Origin of the sequence: Kribbella kalugense (assembly GCF_004365875.1) — a bacterium.
GTDB lineage: Bacteria > Actinomycetota > Actinomycetes > Propionibacteriales > Kribbellaceae > Kribbella > Kribbella kalugense.
Genome location: NZ_SODF01000002.1, coordinates 2326515 through 2344979, shown reverse-complemented (window position 1 = coordinate 2344979; position 18465 = coordinate 2326515). Strand labels below are relative to the sequence as shown.

At 67.8% G+C, this 18465-nt stretch carries 20 protein-coding genes; 12 read left to right on the top strand and 8 right to left on the bottom strand.

All coding sequences use genetic code 11. The features are described 5' to 3' along the window. Positions 1-15 precede the first annotated feature (15 nt). The gene (locus EV650_RS29095; protein WP_134122151.1) at positions 16-993 is read left to right on the top strand and encodes a VldE C-terminal domain-containing protein; all 978 of its coding nucleotides are present in this window, start codon (positions 16-18) and stop codon (positions 991-993) included. A gap of 95 nt (positions 994-1088) precedes the next feature. On the opposite strand, the gene fdxA is transcribed toward EV650_RS29095, so the two are convergent. After that, positions 1089-1415 carry a ferredoxin gene (fdxA, locus tag EV650_RS29090; protein ID WP_012923087.1) on the bottom strand — a complete coding sequence of 109 codons (327 nt, stop codon included), beginning with the start codon at positions 1413-1415 and terminating at the stop codon, positions 1089-1091. 118 nt (positions 1416-1533) lie between these two features. On the opposite strand from fdxA, the gene EV650_RS29085 reads away from it, so the two are divergent. Next, positions 1534-2460 carry a GNAT family N-acetyltransferase gene (locus EV650_RS29085; protein WP_134122150.1) on the top strand — a complete coding sequence of 309 codons (927 nt, stop codon included), beginning with the start codon at positions 1534-1536 and terminating at the stop codon, positions 2458-2460. Here EV650_RS29085 and EV650_RS29080 read toward each other — a convergent pair. After that, the gene (locus EV650_RS29080; RefSeq protein WP_238174511.1) at positions 2442-3818 is read right to left on the bottom strand and encodes an MFS transporter; all 1377 of its coding nucleotides are present in this window, start codon (positions 3816-3818) and stop codon (positions 2442-2444) included. The two genes, EV650_RS29085 and EV650_RS29080, sit on opposite strands and share 19 nt — an antisense overlap. A 54-nt stretch (positions 3819-3872) precedes the next feature. On the opposite strand from EV650_RS29080, the gene EV650_RS29075 reads away from it, so the two are divergent. Next, the gene (locus EV650_RS29075; protein ID WP_134122149.1) at positions 3873-4310 is read left to right on the top strand and encodes a type II toxin-antitoxin system PemK/MazF family toxin; all 438 of its coding nucleotides are present in this window, start codon (positions 3873-3875) and stop codon (positions 4308-4310) included. 6 nt (positions 4311-4316) lie between these two features. Here EV650_RS29075 and EV650_RS29070 read toward each other — a convergent pair whose 3' ends face one another. The 5 genes from EV650_RS29070 to EV650_RS29050 all read right to left on the bottom strand — a co-directional run bounded on the left by EV650_RS29070 (position 4317) and on the right by EV650_RS29050 (position 8583). Next, positions 4317-6095, bottom strand: coding sequence for a VanW family protein (locus EV650_RS29070; protein ID WP_134122148.1), 1779 nt, complete (start codon positions 6093-6095; stop codon positions 4317-4319). A 122-nt stretch (positions 6096-6217) separates the two neighbouring features. Further along, positions 6218-6736, bottom strand: coding sequence for a flavin reductase family protein (locus tag EV650_RS29065; RefSeq protein WP_134122147.1), 519 nt, complete (start codon positions 6734-6736; stop codon positions 6218-6220). A gap of 85 nt (positions 6737-6821) precedes the next feature. Continuing rightward, on the bottom strand, positions 6822-7733 hold the full coding sequence (mshB, locus tag EV650_RS29060) for an N-acetyl-1-D-myo-inositol-2-amino-2-deoxy-alpha-D-glucopyranoside deacetylase (protein WP_134122146.1): 912 nt from the start codon (positions 7731-7733) through the stop codon (positions 6822-6824). Between the two features lie 35 nt (positions 7734-7768). Continuing rightward, a complete protein-coding gene (locus tag EV650_RS29055; protein ID WP_134122145.1) occupies positions 7769-8080 on the bottom strand; it encodes a response regulator transcription factor in 312 nt (103 codons plus the stop codon). Between the two features lie 140 nt (positions 8081-8220). Then, positions 8221-8583: a (deoxy)nucleoside triphosphate pyrophosphohydrolase gene (locus tag EV650_RS29050; RefSeq protein ID WP_134122144.1), complete on the bottom strand. Its 363-nt coding sequence runs from the start codon at positions 8581-8583 to the stop codon at positions 8221-8223. A gap of 49 nt (positions 8584-8632) precedes the next feature. Here EV650_RS29050 and EV650_RS29045 point away from each other — a divergent pair, with 49 nt between their 5' ends. From EV650_RS29045 to EV650_RS29005, 9 genes are all read left to right on the top strand, one after another. Continuing rightward, positions 8633-9265: a hypothetical protein gene (locus tag EV650_RS29045; protein WP_134122143.1), complete on the top strand. Its 633-nt coding sequence runs from the start codon at positions 8633-8635 to the stop codon at positions 9263-9265. 102 nt (positions 9266-9367) lie between these two features. After that, entirely contained in the window at positions 9368-9661 is a 294-nt protein-coding gene (locus tag EV650_RS29040) for an Rv0250c family protein (RefSeq protein WP_134122142.1), read from the top strand. After that, a complete protein-coding gene (sdhC, locus tag EV650_RS29035; RefSeq protein ID WP_134122141.1) occupies positions 9661-10461 on the top strand; it encodes a succinate dehydrogenase subunit SdhC in 801 nt (266 codons plus the stop codon). Before EV650_RS29040 ends, sdhC begins: the two co-directional genes overlap by 1 nt. 16 nt (positions 10462-10477) lie before the next feature. Further along, positions 10478-12355, top strand: a complete 1878-nt coding sequence (locus tag EV650_RS29030; RefSeq protein WP_134122140.1) for a fumarate reductase/succinate dehydrogenase flavoprotein subunit — start codon at positions 10478-10480, stop codon at positions 12353-12355. Further along, on the top strand, positions 12352-13104 hold the full coding sequence (locus EV650_RS29025; RefSeq protein WP_134122139.1) for a succinate dehydrogenase/fumarate reductase iron-sulfur subunit: 753 nt from the start codon (positions 12352-12354) through the stop codon (positions 13102-13104). Before EV650_RS29030 ends, EV650_RS29025 begins: the two co-directional genes overlap by 4 nt. A gap of 159 nt (positions 13105-13263) precedes the next feature. Beyond that, on the top strand, positions 13264-15240 hold the full coding sequence (locus EV650_RS29020) for an ABC1 kinase family protein (RefSeq protein ID WP_134122138.1): 1977 nt from the start codon (positions 13264-13266) through the stop codon (positions 15238-15240). A 34-nt stretch (positions 15241-15274) separates the two neighbouring features. Then, positions 15275-16660, top strand: coding sequence for an MFS transporter (locus tag EV650_RS29015; protein ID WP_134122137.1), 1386 nt, complete (start codon positions 15275-15277; stop codon positions 16658-16660). A 34-nt stretch (positions 16661-16694) separates the two neighbouring features. Beyond that, on the top strand, positions 16695-16982 hold the full coding sequence (locus EV650_RS29010; RefSeq protein ID WP_134122136.1) for a 4a-hydroxytetrahydrobiopterin dehydratase: 288 nt from the start codon (positions 16695-16697) through the stop codon (positions 16980-16982). A 75-nt stretch (positions 16983-17057) separates the two neighbouring features. Next, positions 17058-18116, top strand: coding sequence for a WD40/YVTN/BNR-like repeat-containing protein (locus EV650_RS29005; protein ID WP_134122135.1), 1059 nt, complete (start codon positions 17058-17060; stop codon positions 18114-18116). On the opposite strand, the gene EV650_RS29000 is transcribed toward EV650_RS29005, so the two are convergent. Next, entirely contained in the window at positions 18089-18454 is a 366-nt protein-coding gene (locus EV650_RS29000) for a VOC family protein (RefSeq protein WP_134122134.1), read from the bottom strand. The two genes, EV650_RS29005 and EV650_RS29000, sit on opposite strands and share 28 nt — an antisense overlap. Positions 18455-18465: the final 11 nt, after the last annotated feature.

The window sequence follows — 18465 nt, the reverse complement described above, 5'->3', positions numbered from 1 at the left end:
GACGTTCGGAGCGGTATGCCGGTGAAGCGTGGTGCCCTCGTGGCCGTGGGTGGCATCGGCGTGCTCGCGCTCGCGGCCGGCGTCGGCATCGCCTGGCTCGGCGGCAAGCACGTGGGCAACCTCCTGCCACCGCGCGAGCAGTGCACGGCCACGGTCAACGGCCAGCAGACCGTCCTCGACTTCGAGCAGGCCGAGTCGGCGGCGATCATCGCGGGCATCGCCGTACGACGGGGGCTGCCGGCCCGGGCTGCGACGATCGCGCTCGCCACGGCGTACCAGGAATCCGACCTGCGGAACCTGGCGCACGGGGACCGGGACTCGCTAGGGCTGTTCCAGCAGCGGCCGTCGCAGGGCTGGGGTACGGCGGCTGAGGTGCAGGACCCGTATCACGCGACCGGGAAGTTCTACGACGCGCTGGTGAAGATCAAGAACTACCAGAAGCTTGCGATCACGGTCGCGGCCGACAAGGTGCAGCGGAGCGCGTTCCCGAACGCGTACGCCGACCACGAGGCGGATGCACGGGTGCTGGCGTCGGCGCTGACCGGGCAGTCGAAGAGTGTCTTCAGTTGCACCGTGAACACCGACGCGGTGCAACTGGAGGCTGAGGGTCGGGACGGGCTGACTCCGCGGGCGGACGCCGTACGGAAGGATCTGATCCGGACGTTCGGGACGCTGTCGACCGGTGGGTACGCCGCTGGCGGGGTCAGCACCGGGCATATGGAGGGGTCGGCGCACTACGACGGGCGGGCGGTCGACGTGTTCGTCCGGCCGATCTCGGCTGCGAACACGACCAAGGGCTGGGCGATGGCGCAGTACCTGGTGGCTCGGGCGGACCTGCTGAAGATCCAGACAGTCATCTTCAGCGACAAGATCTGGACGGCGGGCGGGCGGTCGGACAGCGGTTGGCGCGACTACACGCCACCTGAGCGCTCAGGCGACCCCAAGATCCTGCGCCACCTCGACCACGTCCACGTGGACGTCCTCAAGCAGTAATGACAGTGGGGCGCCCACCTGAGAGCGCCCCACTTCAGTCTGCAACGAAGAGACTACTCGCTGTGTCCCCGTGGGGGAAGCGCAGCGACTCTTTCCTATTCGTCGTGTTCCTGCGGGGGCAAGGCCGCGATGAACGGGTGGTCCTTGTCGATCTTGCCGAGCTTGGACGCGCCGCCCGGCGAACCGAGGTCGTTGAAGAAGTCGACGTTCGCGGTGTAGTAGTCCTTCCACTGCTCCGGGGTGTCGTCCTCGTAGTAGATCGCCTCCACCGGGCAGACCGGCTCACAGGCTCCGCAGTCGACGCACTCGTCGGGGTGGATGTACAGCATCCGGTTGCCCTCGTAGATGCAGTCGACAGGGCACTCCTCGACACAAGCGAGGTCCTTCAGGTCAACACACGGCTGCGCGATGACGTAGGTCACTGCTACTCCTCCTATGGCAGGCAAGCGCAGCGCGGAATCCGGGGTGCTGCGATGCGGTGATGCACGGTGTCTCTAGTATCACGGTAGTACGTCGCCCACTCTGCCAGGAGTCCGGATCGTGTCAGGCCTGGATGCCCGTGATATCGGCCACCGTGTCGTCGTCCGGCACCGGATATCGGGCGGTCTGACCGACCTGATCGGCGTCCTCCAGGCGTGGACCCCCGTCCTCCTGACCGTACGTCACACCGACAGCACGGTCCACGAGATCCCGGTCGCCGACGTGACAGCGGCCAAAACCATCCCCGAACTGCCGCTCCGCCCCGTGGACGTCGAGCAGCTTTTCCTCACCACCGCCCTCGGCCGCCCGGCCGCTGAGACGTCGTACGTCGGCCACTGGTTGCTCCGGGCATCGTCAGGCTGGACCGGCCGGGGCAACTCGCTGCTCCCGGCGGGCAGCCCCGGGATGCCCGTAGCGGACGCCCTCAAGCAAGCCGAGGCCTTCTACAACGAGCGCGGTCTGCCGCCGCTGGCGCTGATCCGGCTCGGCAGCCCCGAGGCCGAGGAGCTCCACGCCGTCGGCTGGGTCGACGCGCGGCCCGGGCAGTCCGACGTACTCGTCATGCACACCACGCTCGACCACGTGAACGCTGCGCCGGAGTACGACGTACTGCTCGAGGAGCATCCCGGTGACGCCTGGTACGCCGCTGCCTTCGAGGGGCCTGCGCCCGCGCCGGCGTCGAAGGTGCTGGAGGGTGCGCCGAAGGCGATGTTCGCCTCGATCACGCTGGACGGCCGGGTCGTGGCCGTCGGACGTGGGTCGATGACCGGGCACTGGCTCGGCGTTGACGCGATCCGGGTGGATTCGGCGTACCGGCGTCGTGGATTGGGTACGGCGATCCTCCAAGGGCTGGCGTGCTGGGCGGGACCGCATGGCGGGCGGCGTACCTACCTCGAGGTGCTGCTCGAGAACACCGCCGCCATGTCGACGTACACCCGCCTCGGCTACCGAGAGGCGTACCGCTACCGCTATCTGACCAATCGGTGAGCCGCACCCGCTCCTACCAGCGTCAGCACGACAAAGCCCACCAAAACGACACCTAGCGCCCGACTGGGGTCGTCAGCCAGCGCAGCGTAGGTAGAGCCGGCCAATGCGACACCTAGCGCTCCAGACAGCTGTGCGTTCGTGGCGACCACTCCGGACAGGTCAGCGGCGTACTGCGCGGGCATGCTCGACGTGACTGCCCCGATGAGGGTGTTGGCGCTGATACCGAGCCCCAGGCCGCCTATCCCGAGCAACGCGAACAGGAGCGGTCCGGTAAGCCCGCCAAGCAGCAGATATGCCAGTACGGACAGGTAGCCGACCGTCAGGACCAGACAGCCGATGACTGGCATCCACCGCACTCCCCTGCGCAGCCGGGGCAGGATCGGTCCCGCCAGACCGAATGCGGCGACCCAGACCACCATGGCGAAGCCCGAGTACGCCGGGCCTTTGTGCAGACCACCCTGGAGGTACAGGGCGAGTACGAAGAGCAGGGCGAAGTACGTGCCCGACGTGCAGCCGTGGGCGAGCAGACCGGCGCGGACGGACGGGTTGCGGAGGACCTGACGCGCGATCAGGGGCCGACCACCACGAGCAGCTGTACGACGTTCGCCGTACTCGAAGAGGGCCAGCGCCGGGATGGTCAGCAGGAGGCAGACCCAGGACCAGGTCGGCCAGCCGCGTTCCGCACCGAGCAGGAGCGGGACGATGACAAGCAGAACCGTTGTGGACAAGGCGAGTACGCCGCCGAGGTCCAAGCGATCACGTTGGCCGGGCGGGTCGGGAGGGAGCAGACGGCGGCCGGCTGCGGCGAGTGCGATGCCGATGGGGACGTTGACGAGGAAGATCGGCCGCCAGTCGGTGCCGAAGAGGTTCGCGGCGATCAGTACGCCGCCGAGGAGCTGGCCGACGACGGCACCGCCGGACAGCGCGATCGAGAAGTAGCCGAGGGCTTTGAGGCGGTCGCGGCCCCGGAAGTGCAGCTGGATGCCGCTGAGTACCTGCGGGACCATCAACGCGGCGCCGGCGCCCTGGATGAAACGGGCGACGATCAGAGTGGTGATTCCGGGCGCCAGACCGCACGCGAGGGACGCCGCGGTGAAGACGGTCAGGCCGAGTAGGAACGTCCGCCGGTAGCCCAGCGACGAGCCGAGGCGCGCTCCGGTGATCAGCAGTACGGCAAACGCGACGACGTACCCGGAGACGACCAGGCCGACGGCCCCCTCCGAGGCGTGTAGATCGATGCCGATCGACGGACCGGCGACGTTGGCGACCGCGGTATCGATGTTGGCCATGAACTGACCGGTGAGCAGGACGGCCAGGATCGCGCCGCGATGGACGGGTCTTGTCTGCGTGATGAGCACGTTGGTGGAACGGTGTGAGGTGGGTGAGATGTGAGGGCGCTACCCTCGGGAGCCATGGCGGACGAGGTGGTTGAGCGGCCCGAGTACCCCGGGGATTTCGAGGGGAAGGTGCACGTCGAGTACACGCCGCACCCGGACGACGGGGTGGCGGATCCGGGCGAGATCGTCTGGACCTGGGTGCCGTTCGAGGAGGACTTCCACCGGGGCAAGGACCGGCCGGTGCTGGTGGTCGGCTCCGACGAGACGTATCTGCTGGCGCTGATCCTGACCAGCAAGGACCACGACCGCGACGCCGCCGACGAGGCCCGCTGGGGCCGGGTCTGGATGGACATCGGCAGCGGCCCGTGGGACAAGGAGAATCGGCGCAGCGAGGTCCGCCTGGACCGCGTCCTGCGCATCGACCCGCAGCAGGTCCGGCGCGAGGGCGCCGTCATCGACGAGATCCTCTTCAACCAGGTGGCCGCCGAGCTCCACCAACTGCACCGGAGCTGACGGACCTCAGCTGGCCGGCCGGGTGGTGGGGATCGACGGCTTGACCCGGCCCGGCGGCGGTGTGGTGCCCGGTGGCGGCGGCGTGGTGGTGCCGGGCTTCGGGCCGCAGCGGATGTCGTCGGCGGGGTTGTACTTCGTGGTGAACTGCTCGGTCTTGACCCGGGCGCCGTTCTTCGCGAAGTACCGGTAGACGGTGATGTCGAAACCCTGCGAGGGCGCCTGGACGCGGCAGTCTGACTTGGTGTTGTAGACCACGTTGGGCTGGCGGAAGTTCGACTTCTCCGACTGCCCGGCGGTGATGTCCCAGACCTTCGTGCCCCAGATGATCACCCGGATGCTGCCCGAGTTCCCCGGTGTGGACGCCTTGAAGATCGTCTGCACCAGGACCCCGTGGCCGGAGTCGTTCAGGAACTTCAGGTCGACCGCCGGCCACGCGACGGTCGCCTCCCGGCCGACCGGGTAGCGCGAGATGTAGACGCTGTGCGCCTTGTGCTCGAGGATCTTCAACCCGGCGAAGAAGGCCGCGTTGAACGTCGTCGTCGCCGACTGCGACACCCCACCGCCGAGGTCGAGGACGAACTTCCCGCCGCTGATGATGTTGCCCTCGGTGAACCCGTTCTCCTTGGTCCGCTCACCGACGATCTTGTTCAGGCTGAACGTGTCGCCCGGCTTCACCAGGGTCCCGTTGATCTTCGCGGCCGCGTGCCCGATGTTGATGTTGCGGTACGGCGCGTGCGGGAACTGGGTGGCGAACTCGCCCATCTTCTGGGTGATCCCGAGCGCCGTCGCCTGCTCGGTGGTGAACGCCGCCTTCGAGTGCGTCAGCGGTACGGCGGCCCGTCGCTCGCCGGCCGGCTTCGGCAGGATCGCGAGGATCGCGGCTCCGACCTTCGACCGGTCGACGATGTTGCCGTCGACTGCCGGGATCACCTTCGGAGCGGCGCCGACGATCTGCACCGTGGCGTCCTTCGGCAGCGTCTCCAGCGACTTGAACCGCCGCTGGAACAACGGCTCCAGCGCCTTCGTGTTCAAAGACGGGATCACGTCGCCCTGCTGCGCGGTCAGCGTCAGCGCCGGCGCGATCTCGGCCGGCAGCAGGTCGACCGACTTGGAGCCGACAGTCAGCCGGACCGGGCCGGACATCGCCGGCTCGGCGAAGTCAGTCAGCGCCTTCTTGATCGCGTCGGTCCCGGCCTTCGGCTCGGTCACCCCGACCGGAAGGTCCTTCGGGTTCCCGTCCGAGGGGTACGCCGCGACGACCGCCGCCGGCGCCTTCGCGGCGTCCAGCTGCAACCCCTGGGCCGGCTGGTGCGTGACCGGCTGCGTGCCCTTGAACGTGATCGTGCCCTCGGTGGCCGGCCGGTTCACCTGCGCGGCGAGCTTGTCGATGGCGGTCTTCAGCCTCGCGTCGTCCTTGGCCACGACCGGCTCGACCGCGTCACCGCCGGTGAGGGCGTGCCAGATCCGGCCCGGGGCCAGGCTGCGGCCCGCGCCCGCGGCCTCGACCGTCGCGTCGACGTCCACCGACAGGCCTGCGTCGGCCGGCGCGACGGTGAACTTCGTCTCGCCCGCCTTCAGCGCGATCGGGGCGCTGATCCGGTCCTGGAGGCCGGCCTCGAGCTTGGCCTTGGCGTCGCCCTTGGAGAGACCGCCGATCGGAATACCGAGGACGGTCGTGTCACCGGGAATCTTGTCGCCGGCGAACGCGAACGCCGCCCCGTACCCCACGACGAGCACACCGAGTCCCGCGGCGGCGATGATCCCCGCGAGCTGCTTTCTCCCCACCGGACAGAGTCCTCCTGCTCGAGCCATGGTCAAGGCGCAAGCGGACATCCTACGGGACGGGGCAGCCCCTCTTGACCGTCGGGGCAGCCCCTATCTGCCCCGCCCTGACGCAGTGGTAACGGTCAGTTTCCGGGCAGTTCCCGGTAGTGGCTGGAGTGGTATATCAGCGCGCTCGGGTCGGCCGGTTCGCCGTCGCCGAGGCTCAGCACCTCGCCGACCACGATCGTGTGATCGCCCCCGTCGTACGTCGCCCAGGTCCGGCACTCGAGCCACGACAGCGAGCCGTCGACCACCGGGCAGCCGGTCTTCGGGCCGGCCGTCGTACCGATGCCGTCGAACTGGCTGTACAGATCCCGGCCGGACCGCGCGAACCGCTCCGCGATCGATCGCTGTGCCCCGGACAGCACGGACGCGGCCCAGTACCCACAATCGAGTACGGCGGCGTGCATCCGGACGCCCTTGTCCACGCAGACCAGCACCAGCGGCGGGTCGAGCGAGACCGAGGTGAACGCGTTCGCGGTCATCGCGTGCGCGACGCCGTCCTGCAGCGTGCTCATGATCGTGATCCCCGACGCGAACCGCCCGAGCGCAGCCCGGAACTCCGCAGGGGGAACGCTCCCACTCGGCTCGGTTGAGGACACCCCAGCAGGTTATGCCCGCTGGAAGGTTGATGCCTCAACCGAGCGTGTGGGAACGGTCACCTCACAGCTCGCCCGGGGAAATCGTCTACAGGCCGGCGAACAGGTCGTGCTCCACGCCGTCGGCGTCCGGGGCGGCGGTGCCCTTGACCAGGCGGTACGGCTCGGCGCTCCAGATCTGGTTGCCGGCGTTGTTCGACAGGGCGAAGAACGGGCCGTCGACGGTGATCTGGGTGGCGTGCGCCTTCATCGCGTTCATCTTCCGGTCGATGAACTGCTCGCCCTCGATCACGCAGTCGATCAGCCGGTCCGGCGTGATCATCGGCGGCATCGGACCGTCCGGGTCCATGCCCTCGAACGTGGTCGTGTCGCCGGCCTCGCGGAGCAGCCGCAACTGCGAGCGCATCCGCGACTCGGCCATCGCCGTCCAGTAGATCTTCGGGATGTCCCAGGCCGGGCCGAGGTCCTCCCGGTACGACCGGGCGGCGGCCAGGTCCGCGGCGTACGTCGCGACGCGGTGAGCCTTGATGTGGTCGGGGTGACCGTAGTTGCCGTACTGGTCGTAGGTGATCAGGACCTGCGGGCGGACCTCGCGGATGACCGGGACCAGGTCGTTGGCCGCGGCCACCAGATCGGCCTGCCAGAAGCTGTCCTTGCGGGTCTCCGGCGGTACGTCGGCGTTGCCCTCGTCGTTGTAGATCATCCCGGTGTCGCGGTACTTGCCCGGGCCGCCGAGGAAGCGGTGGTCGGTGACGCCGAGCTCGGCCATCGCGTCCGCGAGCTCACCGATCCGGTGCTGACCGAGGCCGTCCTCCTGATCGGCGGCCAGATGGGCCAGATCGGGGACCAGAACCTCGCCCTCCTCACCGAGGGTGCAGGTGATCAGCGTGACGTGCGCTCCCTCGGCCACATATCGCGCCATCGTCACACCGTTGTTGATGGTTTCGTCGTCCGGGTGGGCATGCACCAGCATCAACCGGCGCGCAGCAAGCTCAGCCATGCCGAAAGCCTACGTCGGCGCGAGGACAGTTTTTCTCAGCCGAAGCGGCGAACGAGCAGGCAGCCCGCCTGGAACCGGGACTTCGCGCCGAGGCCGGCGATCAGCGCGCTGATCTCGGACCGCACGGTCCGCAGCGACAGCCCCAGGTCGCGCGCGATCGCGGCGTCCTTCGCGCCGGTGGACATCATCCGGCCGATCGTCACCTGGCGGCTGGTCAGCTCCCTGACCGCGGCCGGAGTACGCCGGTGCGAGCCGAGCTCGTACACCTCGCAGACGACCTCAGGCGCGCTGGATGCCTCGTGAATGGCTTCTCTTCGCACCACCGGGACTGCCGGAAACACCGACATACCTCACTCCTCCCCAGAAGTCTCAGGGCAGGATTCTCGTCGGCGGGTTAGACCACTCACCAGGTACAACCCATACAAACAACCCATACAGTTCCTGAGCGTGAGCTTCCGATGGCGGGTAGCAGTGTGAGTTCCGCCACTCAGAGTCGCGTGCGCAGCGCCCGGACGAAGGGCCTGTCGGGCTCCAGCCAGTCCGCCTCGACCAGCTCCGCGGCCGCGAACCACCTGAGCTCCGAGTGCTCCCGCAGTACCGGATCGCCGGCGACGGCGTTGGCCAGGTAGACGTGCAGCCGGTAGTCCGCCGAGATGTCCACACCCGGCCCGAGCGACTCGCCGACCTTGATCTCCAGGTCGAGCTCCTCGCGGATCTCCCGGACCGCGGCCTGCTCGTCGGTCTCCCCCGGCTCGACCTTCCCGCCCGGGAACTCCCAGCCGGCGTCCGGCCGGTACGCCGCCAACACGAGGCCATCCCGTACGACGGCGACTCCTACAACTGTCTGCATTGTCGCGACTCTGCCAGAAAGTGTCCGTCGAGTCCGACATGATGCCCGTATGCCGTTGCAGAACAGGGTTTTACCCACTCAGGAGATCGTCGCCGACCCCGGCCGCGGTCTGCTGATGGGCAACCGCGGCAGCCTGCACGGCCCGGACCGCCGCCTCGGCACCACCCGCTGGCGGTCGAAGGCGTGGATCTGCTGCGTCCTTGACTGGAAGGGGATCCGGCGCGATCCGATGCCGCCCGGACGCTGGACCGCCCTGTTCTTCTTCGACGAAGCGGTCGCCCTCGCCGCCGGCCATCGACCATGTCATTACTGCCGGCGCAGGGATTTCCTCAACTACGCCGGCGCCTGGGCGCAAGCCCGCAACCTCAGCGAGCGTCCCCGCGCCGCGACGATGGACGCACAACTCCACAGCGAGCGCGTCGAGCCTCGAACCAGACGGCAACGCACCACGGTCCAGCCGCTGGCCGACCTCCCCGACGGCGCCATGATCCGGTACGACGGAAGTCCGGCCCTGATCCTCGACCACCAGGTCCTGCCCTGGTCCTGGACGGGGTACGGCGAACCGCGCCGGCCACCCGGATTGCACGAGGCCGAGGTGCTCACGCCGCCGGCGAATCTTGCTGTCCTGCAAGCCGGATTCGTCCCATTACTCCACCCGTCGGCACGGTCGCAACTGAGGTGACCCTAACCGGGAACACGCCGTACCGAGGGGTCTTCCGTTGGGCGCTCGGCAGGGGCAAAGTGTGCCCATACTGACAGCTACATAACCATTACTGGAGTCGAGATGGGTGAAGGCAACAGCGGAGTTGCCGCAGTCGTCCGCGCGCTCGAAGGGCTACATGGTGCCGTCGGCAAACTGAGCCAGGAGTACGGTGACACCCTCGGCATTCGCCGCCTGGTGTCCGATGTGGCTCGACTCAGCGACGATCTCGCAGAACTCGGCCCGCCCGACCCCAGGCACAGGCCCGGACCCGTTCCGGAGGAACTCGAGGAGATTCCCGACGTGGAGTATGACGCGTCCATGTGGACCGACGCGGAGCATGAAGGCTTCGGCGCGCCTGACAGGCACGCTCCCTGATGGCCACCGGAGTAAGTGCACCGGGCCGCGCTCAAGTCGGCCTCAAGACCGCAAGATCGGATCGTTGGTGGCTCGCGCCGTTGCGGATCGGCGTGATCCTGCTGTTCTTCGTCGTCTACGCGACGATCCGGATCTTCATGAACAAGTGGTACTGGGTCGGTGACTTTCACTACCTGACGCCGCTGTACTCGCCCTGTGTGACCAGCAGCTGTGTCGAGGGCTCCAGCCATCTCGGCACCTGGTTCGGCAACTTCCCCCGCTTCCTGCCGTTCAGCCTGATCACGTTCGTGATCCTGGCCGGCTTCCGCGGCACCTGCTACTACTACCGCAAGGCGGGCTACCGGTCGCTGTTCTTCGCGCCGGCCGCGTGCGCGGTGCCCGAGCCGCACAAGAGCTACACCGGTGAGCGGAAGTTCCCGCTGATCGCGCTGAACCTGCACCGCTACTTCTTCTACGGCGCGCTGGTCTTCGGTCTGCTGAACGTCTACGACGGCATCCAGGCCTTCCACGGCAAGGGCGGCGGCTTCGGCATCGGTCTCGGCACGGTGATCATCTGGGTGAACCTGATCGCACTGTGGCTGTACACGCTGTCCTGCCACGCCTGCCGGCACATCGTCGGCGGCCGGCTGAAGAACTTCTCCAAGCACCCGATGCGCTATCGGTACTGGACCTTCGTGTCCAAGCTGAACCCGAAGCACGGAACCTTCGCGATGACGTCGCTGTTCACCGTGATCCTGACCGACTTCTACATCATGGCGCTGTCGGCCGGCTGGTTCTCCGACCTGCGCATCATCAACTGACCGGGAATCTCGAAATATGACTGAGCTGGAACGACACTCGTACGACGTCGTCGTGATCGGGGCCGGCGGCGCCGGCCTGCGTGCGGCGATCGAAGCCCGTGAGCAAGGCAAGCGGACCGCGATCATCTGCAAGTCGCTGTTCGGCAAGGCGCACACGGTGATGGCCGAGGGCGGTGCCGCGGCCGCGATGGGCAACGTCAACTCGAAGGACAACTGGCAGGTGCACTTCGGTGACACCATGCGAGGCGGCAAGTTCCTGAACAACTGGCGGATGGCCGAGCTGCACGCGCAGGAAGCCCCCGACCGGGTCTGGGAGCTGGAGACGTACGGCGCGCTGTTCGACCGCACGCCGGACGGCCGGATCAGCCAGCGCAACTTCGGCGGTCACACCTACCCTCGGCTCGCGCACGTCGGCGACCGCACCGGCCTGGAGCTGATCCGCACCCTGCAGCAGAAGATCGTCTCGCTGCAGCAGGAGGACTTCGAGGCCACCGGCGACTATGAGGCCAACCTCAAGGTGTACGCCGAGTGCACCATCACCGAGCTCATGAAGGACGGCGAGGCCGTCTCCGGCGCCTTCGGGTACTGGCGTGAGTCGGGCCGGTTCATCCTGTTCGACGCACCCGCGGTCATCCTGGCCACCGGCGGTGTCGGCAAGTCCTTCAAGGTGACCTCGAACTCCTGGGAGTACACCGGCGACGGGCACGCCCTCGCGATGCGGGCCGGCGCGACGCTGATCAACATGGAGTTCATCCAGTTCCACCCGACCGGCATGGTCTGGCCGCCGTCGGTGAAGGGGATCCTGGTCACGGAGTCGGTCCGCGGCGACGGCGGCGTACTGAAGAACTCCGAGGGCAAGCGGTTCATGTTCGAGTACGTGCCGGACGTGTTCCGGGCGCAGTACGCCGACACCGAGGAAGAGGCCGACCGCTGGTACAAGGACGCCGACAACAACCGGCGTCCACCGGAGCTGCTGCCCCGCGACGAGGTCGCCCGCGCGATCAACTCCGAGGTCAAAGCCGGCCGCGGTACGCCGCACGGCGGTGTGTTCCTGGATGTGTCGACCCGGCTCCCGGCCGAGGAGATCACCCGGCGGCTGCCGTCGATGCACCACCAGTTCAAGGAGCTGGCGGACGTCGACATCACCAAGGAGCCGATGGAGGTCGGTCCGACCTGTCACTACGTGATGGGTGGGGTCGAGGTCGACCCGGACACCGCTTCGTCCGTCGTACCGGGTCTCTTCGCGGCTGGTGAGGTCGCCGGCGGTATGCACGGCTCGAACCGGCTCGGTGGCAACTCGCTGTCCGACCTGCTGGTCTTCGGACGGCGGGCCGGCATGGGCGCCTCGACGTACGTCGACTCCCTGCAGGAGCGGCCGAAGATCGACGAGGCCGATGTCGACACGGCGGCGACCGAAGCGCTGGCGCCGTTCGAGCTCGAGGGTGGCGAGAACCCGTACTCGATCCACCAGGAGCTGCAGCAGTCGATGAACGACCTGGTCGGCATCATCCGCAAGGAAGAGGAGATGGAGCAGGCGCTCGGCCGGCTGGCCGAGTTCCGCGGCCGGATCGCGAAGATGACGGTGGAGGGTCACCGGCAGTTCAACCCCGGCTGGCACCTCGCCCTCGACCTGCGCAACATGCTGACCGTGTCCGAGTGCGTGGCGAAGGCCGCGCTGCTGCGGCAGGAGTCGCGCGGTGGTCACACTCGCGACGACTTCCCGGGTATGAACGCCGAGTGGCGCAAGAAGCTGCTGGTCTGCAAGCTCGAGTCCGACGGCAGCGTGGACGTGACCGAGGAGCAGCAGATCCCGATGCGCCCGGACCTACTCGAACTGTTCGAGCTCGACGAGCTCTCGAAGTACCTGACCGAAGAGGAGTTGCCCGCCAAATGAGTTACAAGGGGAAGTTCCGCGTTTGGCGGGGAGACTCCGAGGGCGGTGAGCTCAAGGACTACGAGGTCGAGGTGAACGAGGGCGAGGTCGTCCTCGACGTCATCCACCGGCTGCAGGCGACCCAGACCCCGGACATGGCGGTCCGGTGGAACTGCAAGGCCGGCAAGTGCGGCTCCTGCAGTGCCGAGATCAACGGCATGCCGAAGCTGATGTGCATGTGCCGGATGAACACGTTCGAAGAGGACGAGGTCGTCACGGTCACGCCGATGCGGACGTTCCCGGTGATCAAGGACCTGGTCACGGACGTGTCGTTCAACTACCAGAAGGCGCGCGAGATCCCAGCCTTCAAGCCGCCGGCGGACGTCAAGCCGGGCGAGTACCGGATGCAGCAGGTCGACGTGGAGCGCTCGCAGGAGTTCCGCAAGTGCATCGAGTGCTTCCTGTGCCAGGACACCTGCCACGTGATCCGGGACCACGAGGAGAACAAGGAATCCTTCTCCGGTCCCCGGTTCCTGATGCGGATCGCCGAGCTGGACATGCACCCGCTCGACGCCGCCGACCGGCAGCACGCGGCGCAGGAGCAGCACGGTCTGGGCTTCTGCAACATCACCAAGTGCTGCACCGAGGTCTGCCCCGAACACATCAAGATCACCGACAACGCCCTCATCCCGATGAAGGAACGCGTCGCTGACCGCAAGTACGACCCCCTGGTCTGGCTAGGCAACAAGATCCGCCGCCGCCCAGCCTGACCGCTACCCCGCCGATCCCGGCGGACGCAGCACCCGAGACACCGCAGTACCCGAGCCCCTGGCCCCACCCGGAGCCAGGGGCTCACCCTTTGCCCGGCCCGGGGCTGGTCACTCGCGTGGGTGAGGTGGTTGGGATGGTGCAGCGCCTAGGGTTCCGGCATGGGCATTGTGGTGGCGGGGTTGTTCAGTTTGTTCGTGTTCATGGTGATCTTCGTGCCGGTGTCGCAGCGGCTGCTCGGGGTTCGGTTCGGGTTGGTGCGGCTGGCGCTCGGTGCGGCGCTGACGTTGACGGTGTTCAGTCCGATCGCCAATGCGCTGGTGGGCAAGCTGCCGTTCGAGGGGTCGAATGCCGCCGCGGTCGCGTTCCTGGCGTTGACGGCGGTGTGTTCGATGCTGGCCGGTCTGGTGTTTCTGGTGCTGGCCGAGGCGATGGTGCCGACCGGGTCGTTGCCGCGGGCCCGTGATCTTCGCCGTGACCTAAGCGGTCGGATCGCCCGTACCCGGCGCTATCTGCAGATCCTCCGGATCGCGATCAAGCACGGCCTCGGCCCATACCTGCGCGGCCGCCGACGCCCCGGCCGCGAGAACGCCACCAGCCAGGCCGAGCTGGCCCGCTCGCTCCGCCTCGCGCTCGACGAGGCCGGTGTCACGTTCGTCAAGCTCGGGCAGGTCTTGTCCACTCGCAGCGACATCATCCCTGCCACGGTCGCCAACGAGCTCAGCCGCCTGCAGGACCAGGTCTCCCCCGCACCTTGGCCGCTGATCGAGCAGGTCCTCACCGAGGAGCTCGGAGCCCCACCCCACCAGCTGTACGCCGCCTTCGACACCGAACCGCTCGCCGCCGCCTCAGTCGCCCAGGTCTACGCCGCCCGCCTACCCGCCGGGACTGATGTGGTGGTTAAGGTTCAGCGGCCCGGGATTGCGGCCCTGGTCGACCGGGATCTCGATATCGTTCGTCGGCTTGCTCGGCTGCTCGAGCGGAACACCGACTGGGGTCGCTCGATGGGCGTGCTCGCCCTGGCCGACGGTTTCGCGGACGCGATGCGCGAGGAGCTCGACTTCACCGTCGAGGCCGGCAACATGACCACGGTCGCGGCCGGCCAATCCATTGCTACCAGCAACGACCTCGTCGTACCCGAGCTGTACCCGGACCAGTGCACCCGCCGCGTCCTGACCATGCAGCGCCTCGACGGCATCGGGCTAGGCAGCGCCGCCCAGGCGATCGCCGACCGCGGCCTCGACCCGGTTCGCCTCGGCCGCGCGCTGTTCGACTGCCTGCTCGGCCAGGTCGCGATCGACGGCGTCTTCCACGCCGACCCGCACCCCGGCAACTTCCTGCTGCTCGCCGACGGCCGGATCGGCATGCTCGACCTCGGCTCGGTCGGCCGCCTCGACCCCGCCACAAGGGAAGCCCTGCAACGCTTCCTGCTCGCCATCGACCACGGCGACCCGGTCGCCGCCACCGACGCCCTGCTCGAGATCGTCTACCGCCCCGACGTGATCGACGAACGCGCACTGGAACGCGCCGTCGGCCAATTCATGACCAAGCATCTCGCCGCCGGGGTCAAACTCGGGCCGGCGATGTTCAACGACCTGTTCAAGATCATCACCTCGCACGACCTCGGCGTACCTCCGGAGGTGGCCGCGGTGTTCCGTGCGCTGGCGACGATCGAGGGCACGATCTCGCGGATCTCTCCCGGCTTCGATCTGGTTGCCGCGTCGCGGCAGTTCGCGTCGGCGCACGTCACGGACCGGCTCGCGCCTGATGCGTTACGTCGTACGGCGACCGAGGAACTGGCGACGTTGTTGCCGATGTTGCGGCGGCTGCCGCGCCGGATCGACCGGATCGCGGCCGCGGCGGAGAGCGGACGGCTCGGCCTCAACGTCCGGCTGTTCGCCGACGAACGCGATCGCCGGCACCTCACCGGCCTGCTGCACCAGGCCCTGCTGGCGATCCTCGGTGCGACCGCGGGCCTGATGGCGGTTCTGCTGCTCGGTACGCCGGGCGGCCCGAAGGTCAGTGAGTCGATCAGCCTGTACCAGCTCTTCGGCTACAACTTCCTGGTCATCTCCGCGGTACTCGTCCTCCGCGTGCTGGTCCTGGTCTTCCGCCTCCCCGACCACAAGTCGTCTTGACTTCAAGTTAACTTCAACTTCCACAATTGTCCGCATGCCTACGACCACTGCGCGCCCCCGCCTGTTCACCGGACAGCATCTCCCGCTCGTGCTGGGTGTGATCGGCCTGGTCACGCTGGGCGCGTTCGAGAATCGTGCGGTCGGTACGGCGTTGCCGACGATGGTCCGTGAGTTCGACGCACTCGGCAGCTTCGGCCTCGCGAACGCGGCCCCGAACGCGAGCTACCTGATCTCGCTCGCGATCGCCGGCCTCTGGTCCGACCGCCGCGGCCCGATCCCGACTCTGCGCGCCGGTGCGATCTCGTTCGCGCTCGCCCAGTTGCTGGTCGGGACGGCGACCGCGATGCCGATGGTCATCACCGGCCGCCTCCTCAGCGGACTGGCGGAAGGTCTGCTCGACGTGTCGCTGATGGTGCTCGTGGCCCGCGCGCTTCCCGCCGTACTGCGGCCGCGGATGTTCTCGTTGTTCGCCGCGATGTGGATCCTTCCGTCCGTACTCGGACCGGTGCTGACCGGCGTGGTCACCGAGCAGTTCGGCTGGCGCTGGGTCTTCCTCGGCGCGGTCGTCCTACTCGTCCCGAGCTGGCTGCTCCTCGGCCCCGCGATGCGACAGTCGTCAACCACGCCCGCCCCCGAACGCAGCGCCGAAGACGCCGCCGAGCTCGCAGCCTGGCGAGCCGCGCTCCCCTGGGCTCTCGCCGCATCCGTCGCACTGTTCTCGATGACGCTGGCCGGTGACCACCTCCAGGCCCATCCGCTGATCGCAGGAGCAGCTGTCGTCGTAGCGCTGGCGGTTCTGGCCAGCTCTGCGATCAGGGTGATGCCCAAAGGCACGTTCGTCGCCCGACGCGGTTTCCCCGCGGTAGTCGCCGTACGCGGACTCGGCGGCGCAGCCTTCGCCGGAGTCGGTGCGTACCTCCCGCTGCTACTGACTCTGCAGCACAACTTCAGCCCGTCAAAGGCCGGCGTGACGTTGTCGATCACCGGCGTCTGCTGGGCGTTCGGTTCGTGGCTGCAGGGTCGGGAGCACGGGGTCGCGCGCGTCACGGTACTGCGGACTGGGTTGGCGTTCATGACCGCCGGGCTGCTGGTGACGTCGCTGCTCGCCTGGACGGACGCGACGACCTGGTTCGGCTTCATCGGCTGGGGTTTCGCGGGCATCGGCATGGGGCTGAGCTCGTCCAGTCTCTCGGTGCTCACGCTGGACCACTCCGACCACAACAACTCCGGCCGCAACAGCAGCGCCGGCCAGATGGCCTCCACGATGAGCATCGCAACCGCACTGGCCATCAGCGGAACGCTCCTGGCCTTCAACGCCGACGCCCCGCAGCCCTGGGTCTTCGGCTCGATCATCACCGCCGGCGCCGTACTCGCGCTGCTCGGCTTCCTCGCCGCACCACGCGCTCGACAAAGCTCCTGACCACGGACCGCGATCGTAGGTCTAGAGTGAGCCCATGGCTGAGCTCCTGACCGACGACCAGATCGATCTCGCGATTCGTGACCACCTGCCGGAGTGGAAGGTCGTCGACAAGGAGCTGGTCCGCAGCGTCAAGAAGGACACGTTCCTGGACGGCATCCGGCTGGTGGCGACCGTCGCCCAGCTGGCCGAGTCGATGAACCACCACCCGGACATCGACATCCGCTGGACCACCATCACCTTCCGGGTGAGCAGCCACGACGCCGGCGGAATCACCGACGACGATCTCGTCCTGGCCCGGCACATCGACACTGCAGCTGGCTGACCTGTTCCCGTCATGACGCTTGTCTGCCAGGACAAGCGCTGGTGTGGCGTGCCCGGAAACCCTTACACATAAGGCATGACCGCCCTTGGTAGTGCCCTGACCGTCCTCCTCGCACTCGTCCCCGGCCAAACCGGCGCGGCGGATCCCGGCTGGTTCTGGAACGCTCCGCACTGCGACACGGTGTACGGCGACGGCTCGGTGACGATCACCCAGTCCGACGGCGAGACCCTCGCCCCCACGACCGGCAAGCTGCGCGCCGTCACCTATGCGAAGGTCGCCGCGCTCGAAGAGCCGAACACGCTGATCTCCATCGGCAAGCAGTCGATCCAGCGCTCCAGCGACGCGGGTTGCAGCTGGCAACTGCTCGACAAGTCGCCCGACGACCTCAGCACGTACGACGTACAGGCCGGCCCGGGCGACTCGGCGTACATCTACAGCGTCAACGACCAGCCCATCTATCGCGTCCATGGCTCGCAGGTCAGCGCGGTCCTTGGACCGGTCGAGGGCGGCGGCCTCGCGGCCTTGGACTCGCGGCCCGGACGGCTGCGGGTCGTCGCCGGCGACGGGCAGCTGTACGACTCCTCGAACGACGGCGTGACGTGGCAGCGCACCGGCGTACCCCCGGCTCATGATCTCTTCGCGTACGACGCGGTGGTGGATCCGCGGAACCCGGACCACGTCGTCGTCGGTGTGATGTCGGACGGCGTCTACGTCACGTACGACGGCGGCCGGAGCTGGTTCCGGTCGCGGGCGGTCGAGCGGGTGAACGCGTTCAGTCTGGCGATCTCGCCGGCCGACCCGTCGAAGGTCTGGCTGGAAGGGTACGACCTGGACCGGTCGACTCGGTTCATCTGGGAGTCCACCGACGGCGGGCAAAAGTTCCGCGAGGTACTGGACCAGAGCCGGGCCGACCTGATCAACGGCAACCGGATGTGGGCGTCGCCGGTCGACCCGGACCTGCTCTACTTCAGCTACGGCACCTCATTCGCCAACTTCGGCGCCGACCTCTACCGCTTCCGCCCGTCCACCGGCGATCTCACCAAACACCACAACCGCAACGACGGCATCCCGTCGTTGGCCTTCAACCCGAGCAATCCGAAGATCCTCTACTTGGGGCTGGCCGAAGAGCGCTGACGGAGGCCGATCAGCACGCCTTCGGTGTCGCGGAGGTAGCAGAGGCGGCCGATCCCCGGCAGCTCCTGGATCTCACCGACCTGGTCGCCGCCCGCACCCGCGGCGGCGGCCAGCGTCGTCTCCAGCTCGTCGACCTCGATCCAGGCGATCGTCGGCTGCGATTGGTACCGGTTGCTCATGATCGCGCCGTCGATACCCTCCCCCGCCCCGGTCTCGGCGAGCAGGTACCCGTCCGGCACCGGCGCCGGCGTCACTTCCCATCCGAACGCCTTGCGGTAGAACTCCGCGGCTCGATTGTGGTCCTCGGCAACAATTTCGACATGAATGATGCGTCCCATGGAACCGATCC